Below are 24,052 nucleotides of genomic sequence, written 5' to 3'. Positions count from 1 at the left end.
GATCCGCACGAGTAAGGAAGTGAGAGCGCGCATAGTGCTCACGGCCATATTGGCGGCAAGCTGTCTCACGGGCACCGCTGCGCAGGCGCAGAAGTTGCCGTCCGGTTTCGTCTATCTGCGCGACGTCGATCCGACCATCATCCAGGATCTGCGTTACGCCGGCTCTAACAACTTCGTCGGCCGTCCGCTCAGGGGCTATGAGGCGCCCGAATGCGTGGTGAAGCGCGAGGTTGGCGCGCTGCTGAAGAGCGTTCAGGACGAGCTCGCGCTGCAGAACCTGTCGCTGAAGATGTTCGATTGCTACCGGCCGACGCGCGCGGTTGCCGACATGGTGGCCTGGTCGCGCGATGGCAAGGAGACGGTGGCCGGAAAACGCTACAACCCGTCGTTCAGCAAGGCCGACCTGTTTCGGCTCGGCTACATCGCCGAACGCTCCGGTCATTCCACCGGCGCCGCGCTCGATCTTACGCTGGTCGATTTGAAAGCCGACAATTCGGCCACCTTCAATTCCACCAAGGACTATGGCGACTGCACCGCCAACGTGAACCTTCGCGCGCCGGACGGCAGCGTCGACATGGGCACCGGCTATGATTGTTCCGACGTCAAGTCGCACACGGCGGCGAAATCCATCACCGCAGCCCAGCGCCGCTGGCGGGAGAAGCTGGTTCAGGTGATGGCGCGGCGAGGATTTGTAAACTATTCGAAGGAGTGGTGGCACTTTTCGCTGCCCGGGGCGGGCAGGCAGGCCTATGATTTCCCGATCACCCAGCGGAAGTAATTCACGGGTTCCAGGACCAGCCATGAGCCAGGCAGCATTCGCGACCCACGAGGTCTTCAACCAGTCGCCGCCGTTCGAAGATATCGATCTCTATGCGGTCGACCGGCCGCTGGTCGAGGCGGTCGCCGCCAATGGCGGCGCTTCGGCCGAGGGCGAACTATCGGAGTTCGGCAAGCATTGGGGCTCGGCGGCGATGGCGGAACGCGGCCGCGTCGCCAACGAGAACACGCCGAAACTGCGGACGTTCGACGCGCGCGGCAACCGGCGCGACGAGGTCGAGTTTCACCCGGCCTATCACCAGCTGATGGCGCACAGTGCACATGCCGGCGTGCACAATTCGACGTGGACGGCCGACGGCAAGCCCGCCGGCGGGGCGTCGGAGGTGATACGCGCGGCGAAATTTTATATCGCCTCGCAGGTCGAGACCGGGCATCTCTGCCCGGTCACCATGACGCGGGCCTCCGTCGCCGCGCTGGCGGAACAGCCCGATCTGCTGGCCAAGGTGATGCCGGTGCTGGGCACGCGATCCTACGATCCGACGTTTGCGCCGTGGTGGACCAAGCGCGGCATGACGCTTGGCATGGGCATGACCGAGAAGCAGGGCGGCACTGACGTGCGCTCCAACATGACGCGCGCGGAGCGCGATGGCGGCGCCTACCGTATCACCGGGCATAAATGGTTCATGTCGGCGCCGATGTGCGACGCCTTCCTGGTGCTGGCGCAGGCCGAGGAGGGATTGAGCTGCTTCCTGATGCCGCGCTTTGCGCCGGATGGGTCGATCAACGCGATCCGGTTCCAGCGCCTGAAGGACAAGCTCGGCAACCGCTCCAATGCCTCCTCGGAAGTGGAGTTTTACGGCGCCTATGCCGAGCGCATCGGCGCCGAGGGCAAGGGCATCCGCACCATCATCCAGATGGTGCAGTTGACGCGGCAGGATTGCGCGATTGCGTCCGCCGGCCTGATGCGATCGGGCCTCGCGCATGCGCTGCATCACGCGCGGCATCGCAGCGTGTTCCAAAAGCATCTCGCCGATCAGCCGCTGATGCAGGCGGTGCTGTCGGACATGGCGCTGCATGTCGAGGCCACGGTCGCGCTGGTGATGCGGCTGTGCCGGTCGTTCGATCGCGCGCCCGTTGACGCCAAGGAGGCCGCCTATATGCGGCTGCTGACGCCCGCCATCAAATACTGGGTTTGCAAGAGCGCGCCGGGCTTTCTCTATGAGGCGATGGAGTGCCTCGGCGGCAATGGTTACGTCGAGGAGGGCATTCTGGCGCGGCATTACCGGGAGGCGCCGGTCAATGCGATCTGGGAAGGCTCCGGCAACGTGATGTGCCTCGACGTCCTCCGTGCGCTGTCGCGTGAGCCGGAAGTGGCGTCCAGCATCGTGCATGAACTGACCGGCGAGACGCTCGGATTGCCGGGCGCGGGTGAGGTCATCACCTTTATCGGCAAGGCGTTCCGGCGGCCGGACAGCGAGCGTGTGGCGCGGCTGGCGGTCGAAAGGCTGGCGCTGCTGGCGGCTTCTGCCGCGCTCAATGCCGTGTCGTCGCGGCATGCACATTTGTTCGCAGCCACGCGCCTTGCCGGGAATCACGCCGGCATGTACGGCGCGGTGGATCTGGCCCATGACGACATAAGCGGCCTGCTGAAGCGCGCGCTGCCGTGAATACGTATCATCCGTCATGGCCCCGGCCATCCACGTCCTTTGTTTCCGCGCGGAAGCGAGACGTGGATGCCCGCCATGACGACACCTGGAAAGTTGATTGATGGACTCCCTCACTTCCGCCAGCCCGATCGAAGTTCCGCCCGCGATCCCCGATCAGCGGCCGCCACGCGTCTGGAAATTCTGGGGCACGACGCTGTGGGGCCTGTTCATCTTCGCCGCGATGTTCCTCGGCCAGGTCGCTGTCATCGTCTACTTCGTGCTGCGGCAGGGCGGGTCGTTCGATGTCGCCGAAGCGATCCGTGTCGTCGGCAGCGGTCTGACCATCTCGCTCTCGGTCATCCTGGGATTGCCCGCCGTGCTATTGGCGACATGGATCGCGATCCGTCCGACGCGCATATCTTTTACCGATTATCTGGCGCTGCGCCGGACCTCATGGCGCAATTTCTTCATCGGCGTCGCGGCCCTGGCCATCCTTGTCGGCGTCTGGGACCTGCTGTCGCGGGCGCTCGGACGCGAGGTGACGCCGGGCTTCATGGGCGAGGTGCTGAAATCCGCGCAGGCCGATGGCGCGCTGTGGCTTCTGGTGATTGCGTTCTGCGTCGCCGCGCCGATGTGGGAAGAGATATTCTCGCGCGGGTTTCTCTACCGCGGCTGGTCGGAATCAAAGCTCGGCGTCGCCGGCGCCATCTTCCTGTCGTCGCTGGCCTGGACCTCGCTGCATCTGCAGTACGACTGGTTCTTCTTCGGCGAGGTGTTTTCGATCGGCGTGCTGCTGGGATATCTCCGCTACCGCATGAACTCCACCTGGCTGACGATCGTCCTGCACGGCATCAATAATCTGGCCGCGACGATCCAGACGTTCTGGCTGGCGGGATCGGGCTAGCACATCGCAGCGAGCGCAATCGCGATCGGCATCGTCACCGCCGCCAAAATGGTCTGCAGGGTGATGATCTGCGCCAATAGCGGCGCGTCGCCGCCCATTTGCCGGGCCAACACGTAGGCGCTTGACGCCGTGGGCACCGCCGAACAGACCGTCACGACGGCGAGGTTGGAATCGGCAAGTCCGAATTGCAACGCCAACGCGACCGTGATCGCCGGCATCAGCACCAGCTTGAGGAACACCGCGACGGCGGCGGCAAGGCTCGGCCTGAACAGGCCTTCGAGATGCAGGCCGGCGCCGGTCACCAGCAGCCCGATGGCGAGCGAGGAGCGGCCGAGCGCGTCCGCCACCTCATGCCAGAGTTTGGGCAGCGGAATATGCGTGACGTTGAGCGCCAGCCCGATCGCGCAGGCCCAGATCAGTGGATTGCTCAATACCGTCACGACAATCGAACCGGCCGAGCGCTTTTCCGGCGAGGCGTAATGGGCAAGCACCGCGACACTGAGCACGTTGACCAGCGGGATGATGGCGATCATCGCGACGGACGCCAGCGCCAGCCCGAGGTCGCCGAACAGACTGCCGGAGACGGCGAGCGCCACATAGGTCTGCCAGCGCGTCGCGCCCTGGAAGATCGAGGTAAAGGCGGGACCATCGACTGCGGCGCGGGCGAGCAGGGGACGCAGCGCAAGACACAGCAGTGACATCGCGAGCGCCGACAGTAGCAGCGCGCCTCCGACGCCGGCCAGCGGCACCCTGGTGAGGTCGGCCTTCACCAGCGTCTGGATCAGCAGGACCGGAAGCAGCACGTAGTAGGTCAGCCGTTCCAGCCCATGCCACTGCGCCTCAGGCCGTATCAAGGTCCGCTTCAGGAAGAAGCCGAGCACGATGAGAAAAAACACCGGCAGTAGCGCCGCGCTGACGACCGCCATGCTTAAGCGTCCCTGCGCAGCTTTGTCAGGCGGTCCAGCGCACCCTGCAGGATGAAGATCGCGGCATGCTCGTCGATCACCTCGGCGCGGCGGGCGCGGGAAACGTCCATGCCGATCAATTCACGCTCGACGGCAGCCGTCGAGAGCCGCTCGTCCCACAGCGCGATGGCAAGACCGGTGAGGCTGGAAAAATTACGGGCAAAGGCCCGGGTCGATTGCGCACGCGGCCCCTCGCTGCCGTCCATGTTGATGGGTAGCCCAAGCACGAAGCCGACCGCGTTGCGTTCGCCCGATATCGCCAGGAGCCGCGCCGCATCGGCCTTGAAGGCCTTGCGCTTGATGGTCTCGACGCCGGTCGCCAGCCGCCGGTCGGGGTCGGACACGGCGACGCCGATGGTCTTGGTGCCGAGATCGAGGCCGATCAGGGCACCGCGCTCGGGCCAATGCGTGACAGCTTCGATCAGGGGAAGGATGGGGGCGGGCATGACCCCGCATAACACCGGCCCGTCATGCGCGCAAAGCCGATCACGGCGTGGCGTCCATGCGAGAACGCCACGCCGCCTGCAGATGTGGTGTTACCGGATCGCGACCGGGTTGATCATGCTCTGCACGCCGCCTTTGAACCGCGGCTGGCCGAGCACGAACAGGAACTCATAGGCCCTTGTCCTTGGCCAGTTCGGCCGTTTCCATGTTTTCGAGGATGTAGGTCCCGTTCATCGGCAATAGGATCTGGTGCACCTCGAAGATGTTCTTGGTCTCGAACGGGACCGCTTCGAGACCCCACGTATCTGCGCCGATGGCAACCACGCCCTTGCCGGCGAGGTACTTGGCTCCTTCGACGCCGAGCCCGGGTTCGCCGGCGCCAAAGCGCTTGTCGTCCTTGCCGATCAGGCTCAGCCAGCCGGTGTGGAAGATCGCGACGTCGCCTTGGCGGATTTCGACGCCCTGCTTCTTCGCAACTTCCTCGATCTCCTTGGTGTTAAAGGCGGTGCCTTCCTTGACCACGTCGGTACCGTAATGAGCCGCCATGTCGAGCAGCACGCCGCGCGTCACCATCGGCGGGATTTTTTCGACACCGAGCTTTTTCAATCCGGTGGGATCGGCGAAATCGAGCAGCTTGTTGCCGTTGTAATAAACGTGCTCGACGCCGATATGGCCGAGGCCGTCGAGCTGGCTGCCGACGCCGACCCAGCCCTCGATGATGTCGTCATTATAGGTGGTCTTACTCGGTCCCAGGCCGGGAATGCCGGCCTGACCGGGCTGCACCACCGTAATCTTGAAGGCTCGAGGAGGGTAGGCCGGAGTCTTGGTGTCGACGGGAATGCCGAGCGGGTAGGTCTTGCCGGTCTTGACCAAACCCACCGCCTTCACGACGAGCTCAGGCTTCATGTAATTGGCGGCGCCGATCTCGTCGTTCGGTCCCCATTTCGAATTGGTCCAATCCTGAGCGCTTGCCGTTCCGACCGTACCGAACAAGGCAACAGAACAGCTCAATACGAATGCAAGGCGCATCGCAGTCCCTCCCAGATGTTGACGTTATGGTTTTTGGCAACTAGCGCCTCATACTAACGTCGCAGCGCAAAGCGGCTTGTTGCGAAAATATGGCGGAGTCGTTTCGCAGGGCGGAACGAAAAGTGGAGTGAGAAGACGATGGATGCGCTTAGCCTGTTCGGCCTGTTCGCAGTGACCGCGATGCTGGTGGCTTACGCGCTGGAAGATCGCAGCCACTGGTACATCCTCGCCTTCGCCGGAGCTTGCGGGCTCGGCTCAGTTTACGGATTTCTGCAGGGCGCCTGGCCGTTCGGGCTGGTCGAGGCGATCTGGGCCGGCGTCGCGGCGCGGCGCTGGAGTATCAGGCGGCAATAACCTCGCCATTGCCGCTCAGGCAGGAAGCAAAGCCCTGCAGGGCGCTGTATTGATGGGCAGCGCGGCGGGTGATGAAGAGCGTCTCGACCTTGGACTGCGCCGGGTTCAGCGTGTGAATGCTGACCGTATCGTTCCGCCCGACCACAGCGCGCGGCAGCATCGTCACGCCCATGTCGGCGGCGACGCAGCCGATCATGCCGTCGAGCGTACCGAGTTCGAACCGCGCGGAAGACGGCCAGCCGAATTCCGAAAAAATCTGCTCGAGCCGCTGGCGGTACGTGCAGCCGGTGCGGAACACCAGCGCGGTCGGCCCCGATTCCGGCGTGCCCGCGCGCAGGGCGGCGAGGCTCGGCCATCGCCGCGCCGTGACCAGCACCAGTTCTTCGCGGAAGGCAACCGTCGCATCGAGTTCGGCATGATCGATCGGGCCTGCGACGAACGCGCCGTCGAATGTACCATTGAGCACACCGGCCACCAATTCGGCCGTCGTCGAGGTCCGCAGACTCAGCCGCACCGCCGGGAAACGGCGATGGAATTCGGCGAGCAGCGAGGGCAGGCGCACCGCCGCCGTCGTCTCCATCGACCCGATCGCGAGCGGTCCCTTCGGCTCGCCATCGTCGCGCGCGGCCAGCAGCGCCTCGCGAGACAGCGCGGACATCCGCTGCGCATAGGGTAGCAGCCGGCGGCCGGCGCCGGTCAGGGTCATGCCGCGGCTGTGCCGCTCGAACAGCGCGGTGCCGATCTCGGCTTCGAGCGCCTTCACGCGTTGGGTGACGTTGGACTGCACGGTGTTGAGTTCTTCGGCGGCGCGGGTGATGCCGCCCAGGCGTGCGACGGTCGAAAAGGTCAGGAGATCGCTCAACTCCATGGGACGTTCCGTTTCATTTTAAAGATGTCTGAATTCTCTAGTATTCATTTTTAGAGAATGATAGTTCGGTCTAATCTGGCTGTCCACGACTTCGGGGAAGGGACATGCCGATATCGACACCGTTGACCGCTCGTTTGGGCATCCGGCATCCGATCCTGTCGGCGCCGATGGACGTCATCGCGGGCGCGCGTCTCACCAAGGCGGTCAGCACCGCAGGCGGGTTTGGTATTCTCGGTGGCGGCTATGGTGACCGGGCATGGCTCGAGCAGGAGACGGCCAGGCTCGCCGATGTTTCTGATCCCTTCGGCATCGGCTTCATCACCTGGAGCCTTGCAACGCAGCCGGCGCTGCTCGACATCGCGCTTGAAGCCGGTCCGCGCGCGATCATGCTTTCGTTCGGCGACCCAAGGCCCTTCGCGCCGCGCATCAAGTCGTCGGGCGCACTGCTGATCTGTCAGGTGCAGGACGAGACGATGGCGCGGCAGGCCCTCGATGCAGGCGCCGACATTCTGATCGCGCAGGGAACGGAGGCCGGCGGCCATGGCGCGTCGCGGACGACGATCGACATTGTGCCGGCGATCGTCGATCTTGCAGCCGGCCGGGTACCGGTCGCGGCGGCCGGCGGCATCGGCGATGGTCGCGGGCTCGCGGCGATGATGATGCTGGGCGCTTCCGGCGTGCTGCTCGGCACGCGCTTTTATGCCAGTCAGGAATGCGATGGCGCCGAGGAAGCGAAACGGCGCATCTGCGCGGCGTCGAGCGGCAACAGCGTCCGCGGAATCATCTTCGATCTCTCGCGCAACAATGTCTGGCCGGCGCCGTTCACCGGCCGCTGCCTGATCAACGATCATGCGCGGCGCTGGATGGGACGCGAGGTTGAACTCATGCAAAATGTCAAAGCGGTCGCCGCCGAATATGCGACAGCGAGGGCCGCGGGTAATTTCGATATTGCCGCCGTCATCGCGGGCGAAGCCGTGGGGCTGATCCATGATATCCCGCCGGCGGCCGAAATCGTTGACAGGATCGTCACCGAGGCCGACCAGATATTGAACGGGCGACGGAACTCCTTCGCTGCCTGATCCTTACGTCTCTTCCATTCATTCAAGCGAGCAGAACCATGTGGCCAGATCGCCGGATCATCGACCTCTTCAAGACCGAATTTCCGATCGTGCTGGCGCCGATGGCCGGCGTCATGGATGCGGAGCTGGTGATCGCGGCGGCGCAGGGCGGGGCGCTCGGCTCGCTGCCATGCGCGATGCTTTCAGCCGAGAAGACGCGCGAGCAGGTCAACATCATCCGCCAGCGGGTCACGGCACCCATCAACATGAACTTCATGTGCCACACGCCCGTTGATGCCGATCCCGCGCGCGAGGCGGGATGGAAGACCCGGCTTGGGTCCTACTACAAGGAGTTGGGCCTTGATCCCGCCGCGCCCTTCAGCGCCGCCAACCGCGCGCCGTTCGATGACGCGATGTGCGCGGTGGTGGAAGAACTGAAGCCGGAAGTGGTCAGCTTCCATTTCGGCCTGCCGGACCCGGCGCTGGTCAAGCGCGTCAAGACGGCGGGCTGCATCGTGATGTCGTCGGCCACCATCGTGAAGGAAGCGATCTGGCTGGAGGAGAACGGCGCCGACGTCATCATCGCGCAAGGCGCGGAGGCGGGCGGCCATCGCGGCATGTTCCTGACCGACAATATCGCCCAGCAGCCCGGCACGTTTGCGCTGGTGCCGCAGGTGGTCGATGCGGTGAGGGTACCGGTGATCGCAGCCGGCGGCATCGCCGACGGGCGCGGCATCGCGGCAGCGTTCGCCCTTGGCGCATCCGGCGTGCAGATCGGCAGCGCCTATCTGCGCTGCCCGGAATCCAAGGTGACTGCACCGGCGCGCACCGCGCTGGCACAGGCACATGACGATTCCACCGTCATCACCAATGTCATGACAGGACGCCCCGCGCGCGGCGTCGCCAATCGCGTCATGCGCGAGGTCGGCCCGATCTCGCCGGATGCGCCGGCGTTCCCACACGCCGCGACGGCGCTCGGGCCGCTGAAGGCGGCGGCCGAAAAGCTCGGCAAGGTCGATTTCACCAATCTTTGGGCCGGGCAGGCGGTGCGGATGGGCCGCGAGATGCCGGCGGCGGAACTGACGCGTGCGCTCGCGGGTGCCGCGCTGGCGCGGCTGGGCCGGATGGCCGGCTGACGAGCTTTCCGTCGAACAGCCGTCGAGAACATGCGCGCGTTGTAAACGTCGAATGACGACCATATACTTGGCAACGCAATTTTCATGAGAGGGCTTGATGCCACCGAAGGGTAAAGATGCGTCGGCCGATATTAGCTTTTATGGCGAAATCAATGGGAGGGAAATTGTAGCATCGGGCTCCGTTGTGTCTCGCTCGGGCGGTGAGATAGTTATTTGTCCGTTTGCGGACGACCGGGCCTATTCTATTGCGATTTCAGTCGCCTTCTCCAACACCGCTGATCCATCGGTCGATTTGGTCGATATTGAAGCCGAGAAAAGGCGGGTGAAAATTTTGTTTCGGCAGCGATTTAAGTCCGGCGAGTTTTTTTCAAATACGGAGCCGTTGGCTGTCGCAATGACCGAAGATGAAGCTTACGAGTATTTGGCAAATTTTGCCATCAACGCCTTCGGTGAAGAACAGCAGTATACACTGCTGCTCTACTATACGATCTTTAAAGCGAAGGCCGTGTAAATGGCCGCGATTTCACCCAAGAAGCCGCGCTCAAAGGCTAATTCGCAAATCACAGATTCAGATCTTCAGCATCATTCGCAGGAACTGGGAAGGCTCGGCTCGATTTTTGGTTCGAAGGAACAAGCTCCAATTTATTTCGCTGGCTTACTTATGGTGGTAGCTAGCGTCGGATTTTGCATCGTAGCTGTGTGCCCGACCACGCCCGAAAAATCAGATGCGTTGAAGGCGTTGGGCGGCATCATTATAGCTGCTCTCACTTTTCTGGGGGGCGCTTCCGGGCGGACTAAGGACTAGGCTGGAAATTCTCTCAATTTAGAATTTAGGGAGCAGAGTTCCCGCGCGGGAACGGAGCTTCCGCCCGCGACCGTTCGCCGCTCGCCAAGGCCAACTCGCTATAGCGCGTGGACCCAAGCCTCGGGATAAAGCGCGTAGGCGTTGCCTCGCCGTGCCAGCCGCGAGAATGCCGGGAAGTGCAGGTGCATCCCGGCAATGAGAATGCCGTCGGCGGAGACGCGGTCGAACATCCGTTTGCGCGCGGTGGCGGCTGCGGCGAGATCGGTGTCGAAGGCCATGCCGGCTTCGGGAAACGCGGTCTGCACTTCCGGCACGTGCACGGTGTCGCCCCAGATCATCAACTGATCGTTGCCCGATGCGACGAGATACGCGGTGTGGCCTGGCGTATGCCCAAGGCTCGGCACGGCGGTTACGCCGGGAAACACCTCACCCTCCCGGAACAATCGCGTCCGGTTCTTGTAGGGCGCGACCTGTTCGCGGCCGGATAGAAAATAGAGTTTTGCCGATCGCTCGTCGGCTTTCGCCATCGCACCATCGTCGAACCAGTGCGCCAGTTCGTTCTCGTGCATCACAAGTTCCGCGTTCGGAAACAGCAGCTGCCCATTCGACATGTCGGTCAGGCCGGCGGAATGATCCGGGTGCATGTGGGTCAGCAACACCGTATCGATCGACTTCGGATCGATGCCGGCGGAAGCGAGGTTGCGCTGAACGAAGCCGGCTGTGGGCTGCAAATAGTTGCCCGATCCGGTGTCGATGATCGCGATGCGTCGCTTTGAATGGATCAGGAAGGTGTTGACGCTGGTTCGCCGTGCCGGCCGGAACGAATCCGTCAGTATCTGACGCGCCTTCTCGACATCGACATTGCGCATCACCTCGAGGGTGCCGTCGAGATAACCGTCGCTGATGGTGGTGACGACGATATCGCCGATCCTGCGATGATAGACGCCTGGAATCTGCGCTACTGGTTGCGAATTCATATGGGGAAGACCTTCGGGCTGTTGAGGGATCGTCAGGTTCTGTCAGGCGCCGACGGATCGCAGGAACTCGTCGATGCAATCGGACAGTAGATCGGGCGTCTGCACCGCCATGTAGTGCCCGGTGCGGATTTCGACGTAGCGGGCGCCGGGAATGGCTTTGGCCACGCTTTCCGCCAACGGCGTTGGGCGCACGCGATCGAGGCTGCCACCGATCACGAGGACCGGACAAGCAAGCCTGGCGAGGTCGTCCTGCATGTCGGCCGCCGCCAGCATCCGCCAGATCGTTGCGTAACTTGAGGGATCGTTGCCGAGCCATCGCGTCCGAAAACGCTCGAACCGGGTGATGTCACCGCGAAGCTCCGGGGCATAGCCGTTCAACATGGAATCCTCGACCGCCAACGCCATGCCGGCGGCTTCGATCCGTGCGAGGCGCTCCAATGCCGCCGCGCGGCGCTCCGCAGCGATGCCGGTGGCCGGGCTGCCGACCGCAACGGCGCTGGTGCGCTCCTTGTATCGGGCCGCGAAGTGCAATGCGATCGCACCCCCGACGGCCACCCCCGCCAGCGCAACCTTGCCGGCGATCCCAAAATGATCGAGCAGGGCTGCGATGTCGTCGGCCATCGTATCGAGGGTAAGCTCGCCGCGCACCTTCTGCGACAATCCAGCGCCGCGAGTGTCATAGCGCAGCACACGGCGCGATTTCGCGAACCTTGGCGCAACGTCGTCCCAGCTTTCGAGCGAGCCGCCCATTTCGTGAACCAGCACCAGCGTGTGGTCGCCGCTGCCACTCAGCTCGCAGCGTAGCCCGACGCCATTGGCTTCAATGAAATCCATCCTTCGCCCCCCGCGTTCTCTGATCTTCTTGTTTGTCACGGAGAGCGAGTGGCCGGTCAGCCTCGAAATCCGAGGTCCAAGATACCGGAGACAATAGGAATTTCAAATTTGTTGAGGTCCGCGAGCTGAGGCATGTTGGTTTATTGGCGCCTGTGGGCGACGCGGGGCCTTGGCTTGCGGCTTCCTAGTGTGCCGGTTCGTCGTGGTGGACCTCAAGATGCTCAGCCGCCAGCGACCGATAATGCGCCGCCATCTCCTTGTAATGCTGCTTTGAGATCGGATCGGTCGCGCTTTCCGCGCGGCGCTCGAACATTTCCGCCTTCTCCTGCAGGATTTTAGCTTGGGACATGGCTCTCCCTCCCGTTGGTCAGGTTAAGCAGGCGAGGTAGATGATCGCGACGCCGAGCACGGTCCCGATGGACCAGAGGGCAGGATCCCAGCTTTCCGATCCGGCGCTGTCATTTTCGATGGTGGACATGACACGGCCTCCGATGTCTGGCCGCGACTACATCCCCCGACTGTTTCAGGACGACTACGTAAGGCGGCAAAAATGGTTTCGTCAGGGCTGGTTTGCGCAGGAAATGGGCGCTTGGCGCTCAAAATCCCGTGCGTCGGGGCGGGGTCGACTTCTGACCTCCAAAAGCGGGTATTCGGCGTCCGAAGGCCCCGCTCCGCCTGTTCCCGTGGTTGCGGCGCAAAAGCGGCCTCTGCTATACGGCGGGTGCGAATTCTCCATTCGAGGCCTATATTTATGTCCGTTGATGCCGCCACCGTCCGCCGCATCGCGCAGCTCGCGCGAATTGCGGTCACCGAGGCCGAGGTTCCCCATCTGCAGGGCGAGCTGAACGCCATGCTGGCTTTCGTGGAGCAGCTTTCGGAGGTGAACGTCGACGGCGTCGAACCGATGACCTCGGTGACCCCGATGGAAATGAAGAAGCGTGCCGACGTGATCAATGACGGCGAGATCCCCGACGACATCGTTGGGAATGCGCCGGAGACGCAAAACCATTTCTTTCTGGTGCCGAAGGTCGTCGAATAACTTACCTAAAGATCGGAAGTCCGATGTGTCTGCTCTGCGACGATGAAAAGGCCTATCAGGCCTATATGAACTACCTCGACACGATGGAGCGGCAGGGCAAGGCCGCCGATCCCGACAAGGCGATGGACGCCGTCCTCGATCAGCTCGAGGCCGCCGACAAGGCCCGCGTCAACGACCCCGCCAACGACAAGACGCTTTCTCCATTCTTCTGCAGCCCGATCAATAAATGACCGACCTGACATCGATGACGATCGCGGAGGCCAAGGCCGGCCTCGCGAACAAGTCTTTCACCTCGCTCGAACTGACGGATGCGCATCTCGCCGCAATCGAAGCCGCGCGTTCGCTCAATGCCTTCATCCTGGAGACGCCGGATCAGGCCCGCGCCATGGCGCGCGCGATTGACGCGAAGATCGCCAAGGGCGAGGGCGGGCCGTTGGCCGGCATTCCGCTCGGCATCAAGGACCTGTTCGCAACGAAAGATGTGCGCACCACCGCGTGCTCGAAGATTCTCGGCAATTTCGTGCCGCCTTACGAATCGACCGTGACCTCGCAGCTCTGGCGCGATGGCGCCGTGATGCTCGGCAAGCTCAACAACGACGAATTCGCGATGGGCTCGTCGAACGAGACGTCGTGCTTCGGCCCGGTGGTCAATCCGTGGCGGCGCGAAGGTTCCAACACCACGCTGGTGCCGGGCGGCTCATCCGGCGGATCGGCGTCCGCCGTGGCGGCGCTGCTCTGCATGGGCGCGACCGCGACCGACACCGGCGGTTCGATCCGTCAGCCCGCCGCGTTCACCGCGACCGTGGGCGTCAAGCCAACCTATGGGCGTTGTTCGCGCTGGGGCATCGTGGCGTTCGCGTCCTCGCTCGACCAGGCAGGTCCGATCGCCCGCACCACCCGCGATGCCGCGATCCTGATGCACTCGATGGCCGGGCACGATCCCAAGGACACCACCTCGGTCGATCGCGCGGTACCGGACTACGAGGCCGCGATCGGAAAATCCGTCAAGGGCATGAAGATCGGCATTCCCAAGGAGTACCGCCTCGACGGCATGCCGGCGGAAATCGAAAAGCTCTGGAGCGAAGGCGCGGCGTGGCTGAAGGCGGCCGGCGCCGAACTGGTCGATGTGTCCCTGCCGCACACCAAATACGCGCTGCCGGCCTATTACATCGTGGCGCCCGCGGAAGCCTCGTCCAACCTCGCGCGCTACGATGGCGTGCGTTACGGCCTGCGCGTGCCCGGCCGCTCGATCGGCGAACTCTATGAGAACACCCGCGCCGAGGGTTTTGGCGACGAAGTCCGCCGCCGCGTCATGATCGGCACCTATGTGTTGTCGGCCGGCTATTACGATGCCTATTATCTGCGCGCGCAAAAAGTCCGCACCCTGATCAAGAAGGATTTTGAGGAGTGCTTTGCCAAGGGCGTCAGCGCGATCCTGACCCCGGCGACGCCGTCGGCGGCCTTCGGCGTCGGCGAGAAGGGCGGCGCCGATCCGGTCGAGATGTATCTCAACGACATCTTTACGGTGACGGTGAACATGGCCGGACTGCCCGGCATCGCCGTGCCGGCCGGCAAGGATGCGCAAGGTCTGCCGCTCGGGCTGCAACTGATCGGTCGTCCGTTCGACGAAGAGACACTGTTCTCGCTCGGCGAAGTCGTGGAGCAGGCGGCCGGCCGCTTCACGCCGCCGCGCTGGTGGTGACATGGCAGATTTCCGCGCCAGCCTGACGGACGCTGGGCCAGCGCCGGGCCTGGAGCCACCGCTGGCTGCACTATGGTGGGCCGCCAAGGGCGACTGGGATCGTGCGCACAAGATCGTGCAGGACGAAAGTGACGCGAATTCAGCCTGGGTGCACGCCTATCTGCACCGGGTGGAAGGTGATCTCGGCAACGCCGGCTACTGGTACCGCCAGGCAGGCCAGCCGGCGGCGAAGGATTCTCTGGAAGCCGAATGGGAGCGGATCGTGTCCGCGCTGCTCGGGAGTGGAAAAGCATGAACGTGTCAGTCAAACCGGGAAAACTGATCAAGGGCCAGACCGGCGACTGGGAAGTCGTGATCGGGATGGAAATCCACGCCCAGGTCACCTCGAAGTCAAAGCTGTTCTCGGGCGCCTCGACCGAATTCGGCGGCGAGCCGAACAGCCATGTCTCGCTGGTCGATGCGGCGATGCCGGGCATGCTGCCTGTCATCAACGAGGAATGCGTCAGGCAGGCTGTCAGGACGGGCCTCGGATTGAATGCGCAGATCAACCTGCGCTCGGTGTTCGACCGCAAGAACTATTTCTATGCCGACTCGCCGCAGGGTTACCAGATCAGCCAGTACAAATCGCCGATCGTCGGCGAGGGCGAGGTCGTGGTCGAACTGGACGGCGGCAGGACCGCGACGATCGGCATCGAGCGGCTGCATCTGGAGCAGGATGCCGGCAAGTTGCTGCACGATCAGTCGCCGACCATGTCCTATGTCGACCTCAACCGCTGCGGCGTGGCGCTAATGGAGATCGTGTCGAAACCCGACATCCGCGATGCCGAACAGGCCAAGGCCTATGTAACAAAATTGCGTTCGATCCTGCGCTATCTCGGCACCTGCGACGGCGACATGGAGAAGGGCTCGTTGCGCGCTGACGTGAACGTTTCCGTGCGTAAGCCGGGCGGGCCGCTCGGCACCCGGTGCGAGATCAAGAACATGAACTCGATCAACTTCATCGGCCAGGCGATCGAGTACGAGGCGCGGCGCCAGATCGAGATCATCGAGGATGGCGGCACGATCGACCAGGAAACGCGGCTGTTCGACCCGAACAAGGGCGAGACGCGCTCGATGCGCTCCAAGGAAGAAGCGCATGACTATCGCTATTTCCCGGATCCCGACCTGCTGCCGCTCGAGTTCACGCAGAGCTATGTCGACGCGCTGAAAGCGGAGCTGCCGGAACTGCCGGATCAGAAGAAGGCGCGCTTCATCGAGAGCCTCGGCCTGTCGCCCTACGATGCCAGCGTGCTGGTGGCCGAACGCGAGAGCGCGGTGTTCTACGAAACCGTGCTGGCCGGTCTTGCCGACAAAACGCGCGACGGCAAACTCGCGGCCAATTGGGTGATCAACGAGCTGTTCGGGCGTCTCAACAAGGAAGGCCACGATATTACGGCATCACCGGTGTCGGCGGCGCAACTGGCTGCGATCGTCGACCTGATCGGCGAGGGCACCATCTCCGGCAAGATCGCCAAAGACCTGTTCGAGATCGTCTGGACGGAAGGCGGCGACCCGCGCGAGCTGGTCGAAGCGCGCGGCATGAAGCAGGTCACGGACCTGGGCGCGATCGAAAAGGTCGTCGACGACATCATCGCCGCCAATCCGGATAAGGTCGCGCAGGCGAAAGCCAAGCCGCAACTCGCCGGCTGGTTCGTCGGCCAGGTGATGAAGCAGTCCGGCGGCAAGGCCAATCCGCAGGCGGTGAATGATCTGCTGAAGGCGAAGCTCGGCATCTGAAGCGTCCCGTAACGGGACGACTCTTGTCGTCGATGACGCCACGAGAGATGCGCGCGAGCGCGCTTCGATCGTTCATCGCGATCCGAAATTTACCATGACGCACGGAAATGCGGACGCGAATCGGTCGCAGCGATTCGTCCGGAGAACCGGTTTTGGCGAGCGCCGATGAGGCGCCAACGCTGTGACCATGAAAATTTTTTTATTGCCAAAATTCGCGACTCAGAGTCCGTGCACGCGGCTTTTTGACGGCAGTAATGAGTCGCGCCTGCATTGAGCGCACGTTGATCGTCGTTTGCGCGAATTCAAGAAATGCCTGCGGCACAGGCGCTTCCTTCACTATTGACAAGCGTCGATGTCGGTCGTTGCGGCACTTTTTGCATCGACATGCGCGCTTGTCGTTGTGCCGTCGAATGAAGTGCTTCGCGCGCTCTCACATTGCTGCGTCAACACTTCCTTAAGCGGGACGCTGTTTTTTTGAATGTGTTGGTGTATTCGGGATGTAGTGCATCTCGATTCCCGAGTGCACGCAGCGATTAAGCCATCTCACTTACATTAGGAGGGCAACATGGCCAAGAAAGCTAAGAAGGCAAAGAAGGCGAAGAGCGCAGTGAAGAAGACTGCGAAGAAGACCCGCAAGGTCGCCAAGAAGAAGAAGTAACTTCGCTTCTCCAAGATTGCCGGCGACTTGATGCCGGCACGTCATTAGAGCCCTGGATGAAAGTCTGAAGGCTCTGGTCGACGAAAAGAGGGTGTCGGCGAGACATCAGGTCAAACGGCTGGATCGTATTTCGGAAGAGCGTTCTTTCAAAAGAGGCTCGCTCTTTCAAAACCGGTCCGGCAGAAGAAATAAGTTTTTCTTCGTTCGGTGCGGGTATCCTTACGACCCGCAATTTCGGTGGGGCCAAAAGCCCGGCATGAAATCTGGTCCTGACGTGTTCGCCGACGCCCTCGTTCCCGGAACGCTATCGTTCCCGGAACCCCCTCGTTCCCTGGAACGTCCTTGTTCCCCCGGAACGCCCGCTTTCGCCGGAGCGCTCTCCGATAGCCGACGCATCAGCCGTCTGGCGCCAAAGTCTTCCCCGATTCATCATCGATCGTTCGCAGGCGTCGGTTGTTTCGCTTCCGCCTGTTGTTCCAGGCGCGTCGTCGCTTGCGAATTCGGTATCCGCCGCGCCGTGAACTCCCGAATGGTCGCAGCAACTGCGCGACGCCTCATCATTGGCTGGAACCCGTCATGGTGCAGGCTGTTGCGGCCGGCCCGGTGACGAATGATGATGATGCCGACCTTGCAGCAATGGTTATCGTTCTACGAAACCGCAGGGTAAACCGAACTTCACGATTGGTAACTTCTCCCTGTGCCGCAGGCATTTCTGCGATTTCATGTTCGATCGCACAAGGCGCGCGTTTACATCCCGTTCATCGCGAACCTTAAACTGCCCTTCAAATTTGATGGGTCATGATCATCCCAACAACAGACCGGAAAACGGCGTTGGGGATGTGTTTTGACAGTGGACAGGGGCCGCGCTCGGGGGAGGGCGGCAACGATAAAAAGGGGAGCTACGGATGTTTCAGGGGCACTTTGATCTGGACGCGGCCATTCCGGTGGAGGCCACCGCGATCCCGGACGTGCTGTTCGAGCGCGGCCTGTACTGGGCGAGCGGTCGTTCCGGCGTGGTCAATCTGGTCGCGGCCCACAAATGGTTCAATCTTGCAGCCCTGAAGGGACGCGCGGATGCCATCTCCATGCGCCGCGAGGTCGCCGAGATGATGTCGGATGCCGAAATCGCCACCGCACAGCGCGAAGCCCGCGCCTGGATGACGGCGCATTGAGATCCCGCCGTTTCAGGCGGATACCCCGTCTGTGATTTGCAGACGGCCGCTCATGCGCCACTTCGCCGGGGCGGCTTCGTCCAGCCAATGAACGCGCGCTGACGGGCTGCACAGCCCGTATCGTCGGCCCGTCGATTGTCAGCCCGACAGAAAAGCAAGCCGTTGATCGGTCCTGCCCGGTGCGATCTGGAGGATTTCCGCGGTGACGACGTTCTCCGCGACGAACGGGTCCTCGTCGATCCGTGCCTGAAGATCCGGGAGCGACGCATTGTGGGCGAGAATGCCGCCGCCCAAATTAGGCTGCAGGCTGCCGGCCAGCAGGAATATACCGTCCTCGAAGCCGCGCTTGAGCCAGGCGTTGTGCCCTTCCATGAATTGGGAAGCGCGGGCTTTGTTGGAAAATCTGAGCAGTATGACAAACATCGTGCGGCGTCTCCTTTGAATCGAACGGCGTCTCATTTCGTGCGGCGTTTGCCGGTGCATTGCGCATCCAGCCAATTGCACATCTGTTCGGCTTCCCGCCGAATGAATCCCTCGTCGCGAAAGGCATTTGCCAATGTGGCGACGCCCTGACTGCGGGCAAGAAGATGCATTGCCAGCGCATCGGCGTCCGCCTTGCGGCCGAGCAGGGCGAACTGTCGGCGCAGCCAGCCGCGAAGCAGTGTAAAAATCTCGTTCGCCTGTGCCTGCGCGCCGTGATCCAGCTTCGCCAACTCGTTGCAAAGCGAGCCGACCGGACAGCCGTACAGCATGATCTTCACCCTGTTCATGATCAGGATATGGATGAAGCTGCGGATGCGATCCGCCGGATGAGCCCCCTCGGACTCCCATCGATCCAGCATCGCTCGGGTATTCGCCAGCCGATAACCGAGGACGGCATCCAGTATCTCGTCCTTGGTCCTGAAATGGTAATAGAAATTGCCGCGCGAGATTTGCATGGTCTCGGCGATGTCCGAAAAGGATGTGTGCTCGTAACCTCGCTGGTAAAAAAGCTGATCGGCTTTCTCGACGATATGATCGCGGGTGGTCTTGCCGCTCATGAAGTCACCTTTTCTCCCGCTCGCGCCACCGAACCTGTCTGTCCGAATGCGCGCGCAGACTACCCGGCGGCACGGGTGGCCGGGTTAAAAACCGGCGATACTGTGGGACCTCGATCAATCTGGTAAAGGCCTAGGGCAGTTGTCCTAATCGTAGCCTAGGACGATTGTCCAAATCCGTCAAACGATCCGTTAGAGGGCTTCGTGAACGAGGAATCCGGCACGCCCCCGGCGCTGGCGCCTGTTGGGATCGGGCGCGATCCGGAAGTGCTGTTCGAACGCGGTGTCTGCTGGGCGAGCGGTCGTTCCGGCGTGGTCAATCTGGTCGCGGCCCACAAATGGTTCAATCTTGCAGCCCTGAAGGGACGCGCGGATGCCATCTCCATGCGCCGCGAGGTCGCCGAGATGATGTCGGATGCCGAAATCGCCACCGCACAGCGCGAAGCCCGCGCCTGGATGACGGCGCATTGAGATTCCGGGCGGCCGGTCTCACGCCGGCGGCTCGCCATTGGCAAGGCAGCATTTCTTGGCCTTCTTGCCGCTCCCGCAGGGGCATGGATCGTTACGGCCGACGTGACGCCAGGGATTCCTGACCGGCTCGCTCGGGTACGCGAAATCGGTCCAGGGGGCTTCCTCGCCGTCCTCGTCGAAGATGTCTTCGCTGTCCCGCGCCCAATCCAGCGACACCAGCACGTCCTCGATGTAACCGAGGTTGAGTTGCGTGAACCGATCGATGTCGTCGGGCGCGTGTTCGGCTGCGACAAGGTCCTCATCGAACTGAGGACGATCAATCCATTCTTCGGGTATGCGGTCTTCACGAAAGGCACCGTCGACGAGCGGCACCAGGTCGCGCAGACCGAGCAAGGCGATTGCCTGCAGCCAGCCCGCCCAGGCCTGATCGCCATCTTCGGCCGGCCGCTCTTCATGGAACCGGACCAGAAATTCCCGAAACTGATCGCGCTGGATGCGCCGCTCCCATGCCAGGAAAGTCGCCGCGCCGAACAACGCTTCACGGATGTATCCATCAATCGAGCGATCGGTGATCAAGGCGAACAGGGCGTCGGCATCATCATCGAACACGCCAGTGACGATTTTGGCCAGGCTTTCAGTGACGGCATCGCCGAGCAGGTCGTCGAGTTCTTCTTGGGGCCGGCGCAGCAGGCGCAGGAGCGGTTGGCAGGCTTCCCGGTCACGCGCACCGCCCAGGATATGAAGGCCGCGGAACAGCAGCAGGCTTTCGTCGTCCGACAATACCTCGCCGTCCGCAGCCTGCAGCAGAACGGCGCGCAATTTCGGCGCGGCCTCCTCGATTCTCGCCGTGCACATTCCGACGGCTAAATCCGGCAGCTTCCGTTCCGTCGCGATGGCATGAAGGTAGTCTTCAATCGGGCCGAGATCAGGCGTGTTCTCGCCACTGCCAAGGATCGCTTCGAGTTCTTCCTTTTTCATGTTGCGCTCCGCTGCGTGTTGCAAAGCTGATCGGAACTCCCCCAACCGGGGCGGAACAGGTTTCGCGCCAGCCGAGGTAGTCGAGCTTTGGCCAATAGTTTGCCATTTCTGCGCCTTCCCTTCAGCTATCACGCGGAACGCGAAGTCGTTCGTGTCTTCTGCAATCGCCCGGTAGCATATGGGCGATCGACTCGTCAGCACCGGTCAGTCCGGAAGTGGAATGTGCTCATCCCGATCATTGACGGGAAGATCGAAACGTCCCTTGCCCCAGTTCTCAGCGCGCCATTCGGCCTTGGCCTCTTCGATGCGCTCCCTGGATGAGGCGACGAAATTCCACCAGATGTAGCGGGGACCCGAAAGGGTCGCGCCGCCGAGGATCATCAGCCGCGCGCCTCTGTCGCCAGCCGCCACCGTGATCCTGTCGCCGGGGCGGAAGACCATCATCTGAGATGCCTCGTATTCCTGGCCGGCGATGGAGATCGAACCTTCGACGATGTAGATGCCTCGGTCTTCGTGATCATCCGGCATCGGCAGTCGGCTTCCTGCTTCGAGCGCCACATCGGCGTAGAATGTTTCCGAGAACATCGTCGCAGGGGCCTTTTCGCCGTAGGCGTCCCCGAGGATGAGCCGGACCGAGACGCCGCTATCCTCGATAACCGGCAGCGCCTCCTTGCCATGATGCTCGAACATCGGTGCCATATCCTCGTGACGCCCGGGCAGCGCCAGCCAGGTCTGAATTCCGAACAGGCTGTTCGGACCGCTTCGGGCAGCCGCTGATGTGCGCTCGGAATGGGAGACACCGCGCCCGGCGACCATCCAGTTCAGCTCGCCCGGACGGATCGTCTGATCGGCCCCGGTGCTGTCCCGGTGATGGAAGTCGCCGCGATATAGATAGGTAACGGTGCCGAGACCGATATGCGGATGCGGCCGAACGTCAACGCCCTGTCCGATCAGGAGTTCGGCCGGCCCAGCCTGATCGAAGAAGATGAACGGTCCGACCATCTGCCGCTTCGGCGCCGGCAGGGCGCGCCGAACCTCAAAGCCGCCGAGATCGCGAGCGCGTGGAACAATGAGAGTTTCGATCGCGTCGATGCCCACCTCATCGGGGCAGCCGGGGTCGATTGCCGGGTTCCAACTCATGAGCGTCATCCTCTCTTGGGCTTCCGGGAGGGCCTCGCCCTTGCCGATGCGAATGCCTGATTTCGATTAATCCGGACCAGCACAATCCGAACATTCCTCAAGGCCGGGACGCGTTGCAGGGTCTCGTCGAGACCCTGTCGCCTTCCGTCCACTACGAGCCGGGCCTGATCATCGCCGAAGGTGATCTGGTCGCCATCCACGGCCGTATCCGCGGCTGGGCAGACGAGCCTCAGGTTGTGGTCGATATCTTCCGGGTCGAGGGTGGCAAACTCGTCGAACACTGGGACGTGTTGCAGAACGAGGTGTCGGTAAGCGGAGGCGTTGCCGGCCTCTCGATGTTCGATCCCGAGGAAGGTGCCAGCCGTGCCGGATAAGATCATGGCTGACGGGGCGACAACGACTAGATGTCCCTTCCAATAACTCGCTGAGCTTTTCTATGTCTCGCACATCCGCCTTTGGCGTGCCGGTCTGCCGCGCGATGCCCTAATTTCGGCCTCGGCGCTCGCCGCAAGCTTCACCTTTCCGCTGGGCAACGCGCGTGCTGCGGGGCCTGCCACCCACGACGTTCCAGAAGGAGAACACACCATGGGCTTTGTCACGACCGACGACGATGTACAGATTTTCTATAAGGATTGGGGTCCCAAGGACGCCCAGCCCATCGTTTTTCACCATGGCTGGCCGCTCAGCTCCGACGACTGGGACGCGCAGATGCTTTTCTTCCTGTCGAAGGGCTATCGTGTCGTCGCGCATGACCGGCGCGGCCATGGACGCTCGGAGCAGGTCGCCGATGGTCACGACATTGACCACTACGCGGCCGACGCGTTTGCCGTCGCCAAGGCGCTGGATCTGAAAAACGCGGTTCACATCGGCCATTCCACCGGTGGTGGCGAAGTGGCACGGTACGTGGCGCGACATGGCGAACCTGCTGGCCGGGTGGCCAAGGCCGTCCTCGTCGCTGCCATTCCGCCGCTGATGCTGAAGACCGACGACAACCCCGAAGGAACACCCATGGAGGTCTTCGACGGTTTTCGGTCGGCACTGGCCAGTAATCGTGCACAGTTCTTCCGCGACGTCCCGTCAGGCCCGTTCTACGGCTTCAACCGCGAGGGCGCGACGGTACATGAAGGAGTGATCCAGAACTGGTGGCGGCAGGGCATGATGGGTAGCGCCAAGGCGCACTACGATGGCATCAAGGCCTTCTCGGAAACCGACCAGACCGATGATCTCAAGGCGATCACCGTGCCGACGCTGGTGCTGCACGGTGAGGACGACCAGGTCGTTCCGATCGCCGCCTCGGCTTTGAAGGCGGTCAAGCTGCTGCCGAACGGCGCGTTGAAGACCTATCCTGGTTTCTCGCACGGGATGCTGACGGTGAATGCTGACGTGCTAAACGGCGACCTTCTGAAGTTCGTCACGAACTGAAGTGGCTGCGGGGCGCGGCTCCCGGCCCCGCAGTTCGAGTCGACGCTTGAGAGGGTGTGCGTGCGTCGGTGGAGCACAAGCACTCCATCTCGCACTACAGAAGCGGCCGCGCATGTCGCGGTCTCACTGCGCGCCTGTCAGCCAATCCTATTGGTGGGGCCGAAACCAGACGGCCCCAATTCGGTCATGCTCAAGCCTATTCGCCAACAGAAGCGAAGGGGAGGCTGTAGCGTAGAAACGGCGGGGATCGACGGTGTGTACGCTGCTTGGTGATGATGCGGCCATCGGCGGCCATATCGCCGGGGCTGAGCGATGGCGGAGCCGGAGGGATTCGAACCCTCGATAGGGCTTTACAACCCTATAACGGTTTAGCAAACCGCCGCCTTCAGCCACTCGGCCACAGCTCCATCAGCGCGGATATGCCTGAGGCGAGGGCCAGCCGCAAGCGGCAGATTCAGATTACGCCGAGGCCATTTAGAGGCGCCGGCGCTTCGCGCGCATTCCTCACGAACGGCCGATATCCCGTATCGCGCGGTTAGGCGCATGTTTCCGGGCTCTGTGGGTCTCGGGGACACGCAGATGGCTCAGCTATCGGCACGGTGTGCGCGACGCGGGATCTGGCCTTCGCAGGGAGTTTTCGCGGTCTGTTTGCCTCACGCGCAGCGTCGAAATCGCGTGAAATTGATTCGATGTCGCCGGCGGACCGATTCGATTCCGCGCAATCCCGGTTCCAGATCGCCGCGCGCAAGCGCCGGATTTTACCGCACTCTATAAATATAAATCCCTTCCGATCCCGAGAAATATCGAGGCTTCCATCGTCTTCCGCCGGTTTTTGCCCCGGTTGAGGGCCCGTCGACCGT

27 protein-coding genes, 1 tRNA gene and 1 pseudogene are annotated in these 24,052 nt (G+C 62.5%); 17 read left to right on the top strand and 12 right to left on the bottom strand.

What is annotated here, in order from left to right; all coding sequences use genetic code 11:
* Positions 1–19 precede the first annotated feature (19 nt).
* From V1294_RS24940 to V1294_RS24930, 3 genes are all read left to right on the top strand, one after another.
* Positions 20–778: a M15 family metallopeptidase gene (locus tag V1294_RS24940; RefSeq protein WP_334500823.1), complete on the top strand. Its 759-nt coding sequence runs from the start codon at positions 20–22 to the stop codon at positions 776–778.
* A 22-nt stretch (positions 779–800) separates the two neighbouring features.
* Positions 801–2,444, top strand: coding sequence for an acyl-CoA dehydrogenase family protein (locus V1294_RS24935; protein ID WP_334500820.1), 1,644 nt, complete (start codon positions 801–803; stop codon positions 2,442–2,444).
* A 100-nt stretch (positions 2,445–2,544) separates the two neighbouring features.
* Complete coding sequence (locus V1294_RS24930; protein WP_334500818.1) at positions 2,545–3,327, top strand: CPBP family intramembrane glutamic endopeptidase; 783 nt, start codon at positions 2,545–2,547, stop codon at positions 3,325–3,327.
* On the opposite strand, the gene V1294_RS24925 is transcribed toward V1294_RS24930, so the two are convergent.
* The 3 genes and pseudogenes from V1294_RS24925 to V1294_RS24915 form a co-directional block, all read right to left on the bottom strand.
* The gene (locus V1294_RS24925) at positions 3,324–4,253 is read right to left on the bottom strand and encodes an AEC family transporter (RefSeq protein ID WP_334500816.1); all 930 of its coding nucleotides are present in this window, start codon (positions 4,251–4,253) and stop codon (positions 3,324–3,326) included. The genes V1294_RS24930 and V1294_RS24925 overlap by 4 nt on opposite strands.
* A 2-nt stretch (positions 4,254–4,255) precedes the next feature.
* The gene (gene ruvX, locus V1294_RS24920; protein ID WP_334500814.1) at positions 4,256–4,738 is read right to left on the bottom strand and encodes a Holliday junction resolvase RuvX; all 483 of its coding nucleotides are present in this window, start codon (positions 4,736–4,738) and stop codon (positions 4,256–4,258) included.
* A gap of 90 nt (positions 4,739–4,828) precedes the next feature.
* Positions 4,829–5,765: pseudogene (locus tag V1294_RS24915) on the bottom strand (cyclase family protein).
* A 138-nt stretch (positions 5,766–5,903) separates the two neighbouring features.
* Between V1294_RS24915 and V1294_RS24910 the strand changes: the two are divergent.
* Complete coding sequence (locus V1294_RS24910) at positions 5,904–6,119, top strand: hypothetical protein (protein WP_334479817.1); 216 nt, start codon at positions 5,904–5,906, stop codon at positions 6,117–6,119.
* Here V1294_RS24910 and V1294_RS24905 read toward each other — a convergent pair.
* A complete protein-coding gene (locus V1294_RS24905) occupies positions 6,106–6,987 on the bottom strand; it encodes a LysR family transcriptional regulator (RefSeq protein ID WP_334500811.1) in 882 nt (293 codons plus the stop codon). The two genes, V1294_RS24910 and V1294_RS24905, sit on opposite strands and share 14 nt — an antisense overlap.
* Before the next feature lie 104 nt (positions 6,988–7,091).
* Between V1294_RS24905 and V1294_RS24900 the strand changes: the two genes are divergently transcribed.
* The 4 genes from V1294_RS24900 (at position 7,092) to V1294_RS24885 (ending at position 9,986) form a co-directional block, all read left to right on the top strand.
* Entirely contained in the window at positions 7,092–8,066 is a 975-nt protein-coding gene (locus tag V1294_RS24900; protein ID WP_334500809.1) for an NAD(P)H-dependent flavin oxidoreductase, read from the top strand.
* Positions 8,067–8,104: 38 nt separating this feature from the next.
* Complete coding sequence (locus V1294_RS24895) at positions 8,105–9,181, top strand: NAD(P)H-dependent flavin oxidoreductase (RefSeq protein ID WP_334500807.1); 1,077 nt, start codon at positions 8,105–8,107, stop codon at positions 9,179–9,181.
* Between the two features lie 97 nt (positions 9,182–9,278).
* Positions 9,279–9,692, top strand: a complete 414-nt coding sequence (locus V1294_RS24890) for a hypothetical protein (RefSeq protein ID WP_334500805.1) — start codon at positions 9,279–9,281, stop codon at positions 9,690–9,692.
* Positions 9,693–9,986 carry a hypothetical protein gene (locus tag V1294_RS24885; RefSeq protein ID WP_334500802.1) on the top strand — a complete coding sequence of 98 codons (294 nt, stop codon included), beginning with the start codon at positions 9,693–9,695 and terminating at the stop codon, positions 9,984–9,986.
* A 98-nt stretch (positions 9,987–10,084) separates the two neighbouring features.
* Here V1294_RS24885 and V1294_RS24880 read toward each other — a convergent pair whose 3' ends face one another.
* From V1294_RS24880 to V1294_RS24870, 3 genes are all read right to left on the bottom strand, one after another.
* Positions 10,085–10,963, bottom strand: a complete 879-nt coding sequence (locus V1294_RS24880; RefSeq protein ID WP_334500800.1) for an MBL fold metallo-hydrolase — start codon at positions 10,961–10,963, stop codon at positions 10,085–10,087.
* Positions 10,964–11,005: 42 nt separating this feature from the next.
* On the bottom strand, positions 11,006–11,797 hold the full coding sequence (locus V1294_RS24875; protein ID WP_334500798.1) for an alpha/beta fold hydrolase: 792 nt from the start codon (positions 11,795–11,797) through the stop codon (positions 11,006–11,008).
* A 184-nt stretch (positions 11,798–11,981) separates the two neighbouring features.
* Positions 11,982–12,146, bottom strand: a complete 165-nt coding sequence (locus tag V1294_RS24870) for a hypothetical protein (protein ID WP_334500797.1) — start codon at positions 12,144–12,146, stop codon at positions 11,982–11,984.
* A 402-nt stretch (positions 12,147–12,548) separates the two neighbouring features.
* On the opposite strand from V1294_RS24870, the gene gatC reads away from it, so the two are divergent.
* The 6 genes from gatC to V1294_RS24840 all read left to right on the top strand — a co-directional run bounded on the left by gatC (position 12,549) and on the right by V1294_RS24840 (position 18,144).
* Entirely contained in the window at positions 12,549–12,836 is a 288-nt protein-coding gene (gatC, locus tag V1294_RS24865; RefSeq protein WP_334479832.1) for an Asp-tRNA(Asn)/Glu-tRNA(Gln) amidotransferase subunit GatC, read from the top strand.
* 23 nt (positions 12,837–12,859) lie between these two features.
* Positions 12,860–13,066, top strand: coding sequence for a hypothetical protein (locus V1294_RS24860; protein WP_334500796.1), 207 nt, complete (start codon positions 12,860–12,862; stop codon positions 13,064–13,066).
* Positions 13,063–14,538, top strand: a complete 1,476-nt coding sequence (gene gatA, locus V1294_RS24855) for an Asp-tRNA(Asn)/Glu-tRNA(Gln) amidotransferase subunit GatA (protein ID WP_334500794.1) — start codon at positions 13,063–13,065, stop codon at positions 14,536–14,538. The genes V1294_RS24860 and gatA overlap by 4 nt, the downstream gene beginning before the upstream one ends.
* Before the next feature lies 1 nt (position 14,539).
* Positions 14,540–14,833 carry a hypothetical protein gene (locus tag V1294_RS24850; RefSeq protein ID WP_108517751.1) on the top strand — a complete coding sequence of 98 codons (294 nt, stop codon included), beginning with the start codon at positions 14,540–14,542 and terminating at the stop codon, positions 14,831–14,833.
* The gene (gene gatB, locus V1294_RS24845) at positions 14,830–16,314 is read left to right on the top strand and encodes an Asp-tRNA(Asn)/Glu-tRNA(Gln) amidotransferase subunit GatB (protein WP_334500790.1); all 1,485 of its coding nucleotides are present in this window, start codon (positions 14,830–14,832) and stop codon (positions 16,312–16,314) included. The genes V1294_RS24850 and gatB overlap by 4 nt, the downstream gene beginning before the upstream one ends.
* A 1,563-nt stretch (positions 16,315–17,877) precedes the next feature.
* Entirely contained in the window at positions 17,878–18,144 is a 267-nt protein-coding gene (locus V1294_RS24840; RefSeq protein ID WP_108517746.1) for a hypothetical protein, read from the top strand.
* A 138-nt stretch (positions 18,145–18,282) separates the two neighbouring features.
* On the opposite strand, the gene V1294_RS24835 is transcribed toward V1294_RS24840, so the two are convergent.
* Both V1294_RS24835 and V1294_RS24830 read right to left on the bottom strand, forming a co-directional pair.
* Positions 18,283–18,567 carry a YciI family protein gene (locus tag V1294_RS24835; protein WP_334489635.1) on the bottom strand — a complete coding sequence of 95 codons (285 nt, stop codon included), beginning with the start codon at positions 18,565–18,567 and terminating at the stop codon, positions 18,283–18,285.
* A 32-nt stretch (positions 18,568–18,599) separates the two neighbouring features.
* Positions 18,600–19,184 carry a TetR/AcrR family transcriptional regulator gene (locus tag V1294_RS24830; protein ID WP_334500788.1) on the bottom strand — a complete coding sequence of 195 codons (585 nt, stop codon included), beginning with the start codon at positions 19,182–19,184 and terminating at the stop codon, positions 18,600–18,602.
* 201 nt (positions 19,185–19,385) lie between these two features.
* Here V1294_RS24830 and V1294_RS24825 point away from each other — a divergent pair, with 201 nt between their 5' ends.
* A complete protein-coding gene (locus V1294_RS24825) occupies positions 19,386–19,652 on the top strand; it encodes a hypothetical protein (RefSeq protein WP_334500785.1) in 267 nt (88 codons plus the stop codon).
* An 18-nt stretch (positions 19,653–19,670) separates the two neighbouring features.
* Here V1294_RS24825 and V1294_RS24820 read toward each other — a convergent pair whose 3' ends face one another.
* Complete coding sequence (locus V1294_RS24820; protein WP_334500782.1) at positions 19,671–20,630, bottom strand: DUF1186 domain-containing protein; 960 nt, start codon at positions 20,628–20,630, stop codon at positions 19,671–19,673.
* Between the two features lie 204 nt (positions 20,631–20,834).
* Complete coding sequence (locus V1294_RS24815; RefSeq protein WP_334500780.1) at positions 20,835–21,770, bottom strand: pirin family protein; 936 nt, start codon at positions 21,768–21,770, stop codon at positions 20,835–20,837.
* Positions 21,771–21,826: 56 nt separating this feature from the next.
* Here V1294_RS24815 and V1294_RS24810 point away from each other — a divergent pair, with 56 nt between their 5' ends.
* Together V1294_RS24810 and V1294_RS24805 are read left to right on the top strand one after the other, a co-directional pair.
* Positions 21,827–22,144 carry a nuclear transport factor 2 family protein gene (locus V1294_RS24810; protein WP_334504810.1) on the top strand — a complete coding sequence of 106 codons (318 nt, stop codon included), beginning with the start codon at positions 21,827–21,829 and terminating at the stop codon, positions 22,142–22,144.
* A 211-nt stretch (positions 22,145–22,355) separates the two neighbouring features.
* Complete coding sequence (locus V1294_RS24805; RefSeq protein WP_334500778.1) at positions 22,356–23,192, top strand: alpha/beta fold hydrolase; 837 nt, start codon at positions 22,356–22,358, stop codon at positions 23,190–23,192.
* 313 nt (positions 23,193–23,505) lie between these two features.
* Here the strand turns inward: V1294_RS24805 and V1294_RS24800 are convergent.
* Positions 23,506–23,599, bottom strand: a tRNA-Ser gene (locus V1294_RS24800).
* Between the last annotated feature and the right edge of the window lie 453 nt (positions 23,600–24,052).

It is taken from the genome of Bradyrhizobium sp. AZCC 1678 (assembly GCF_036924765.1).
In the GTDB taxonomy this organism is placed as follows: Bacteria; Pseudomonadota; Alphaproteobacteria; order Rhizobiales; family Xanthobacteraceae; genus Bradyrhizobium; species Bradyrhizobium algeriense.
Note: the sequence above shows the minus strand (reverse complement) of the source record. Positions and strands in the feature narration are given on the sequence as shown.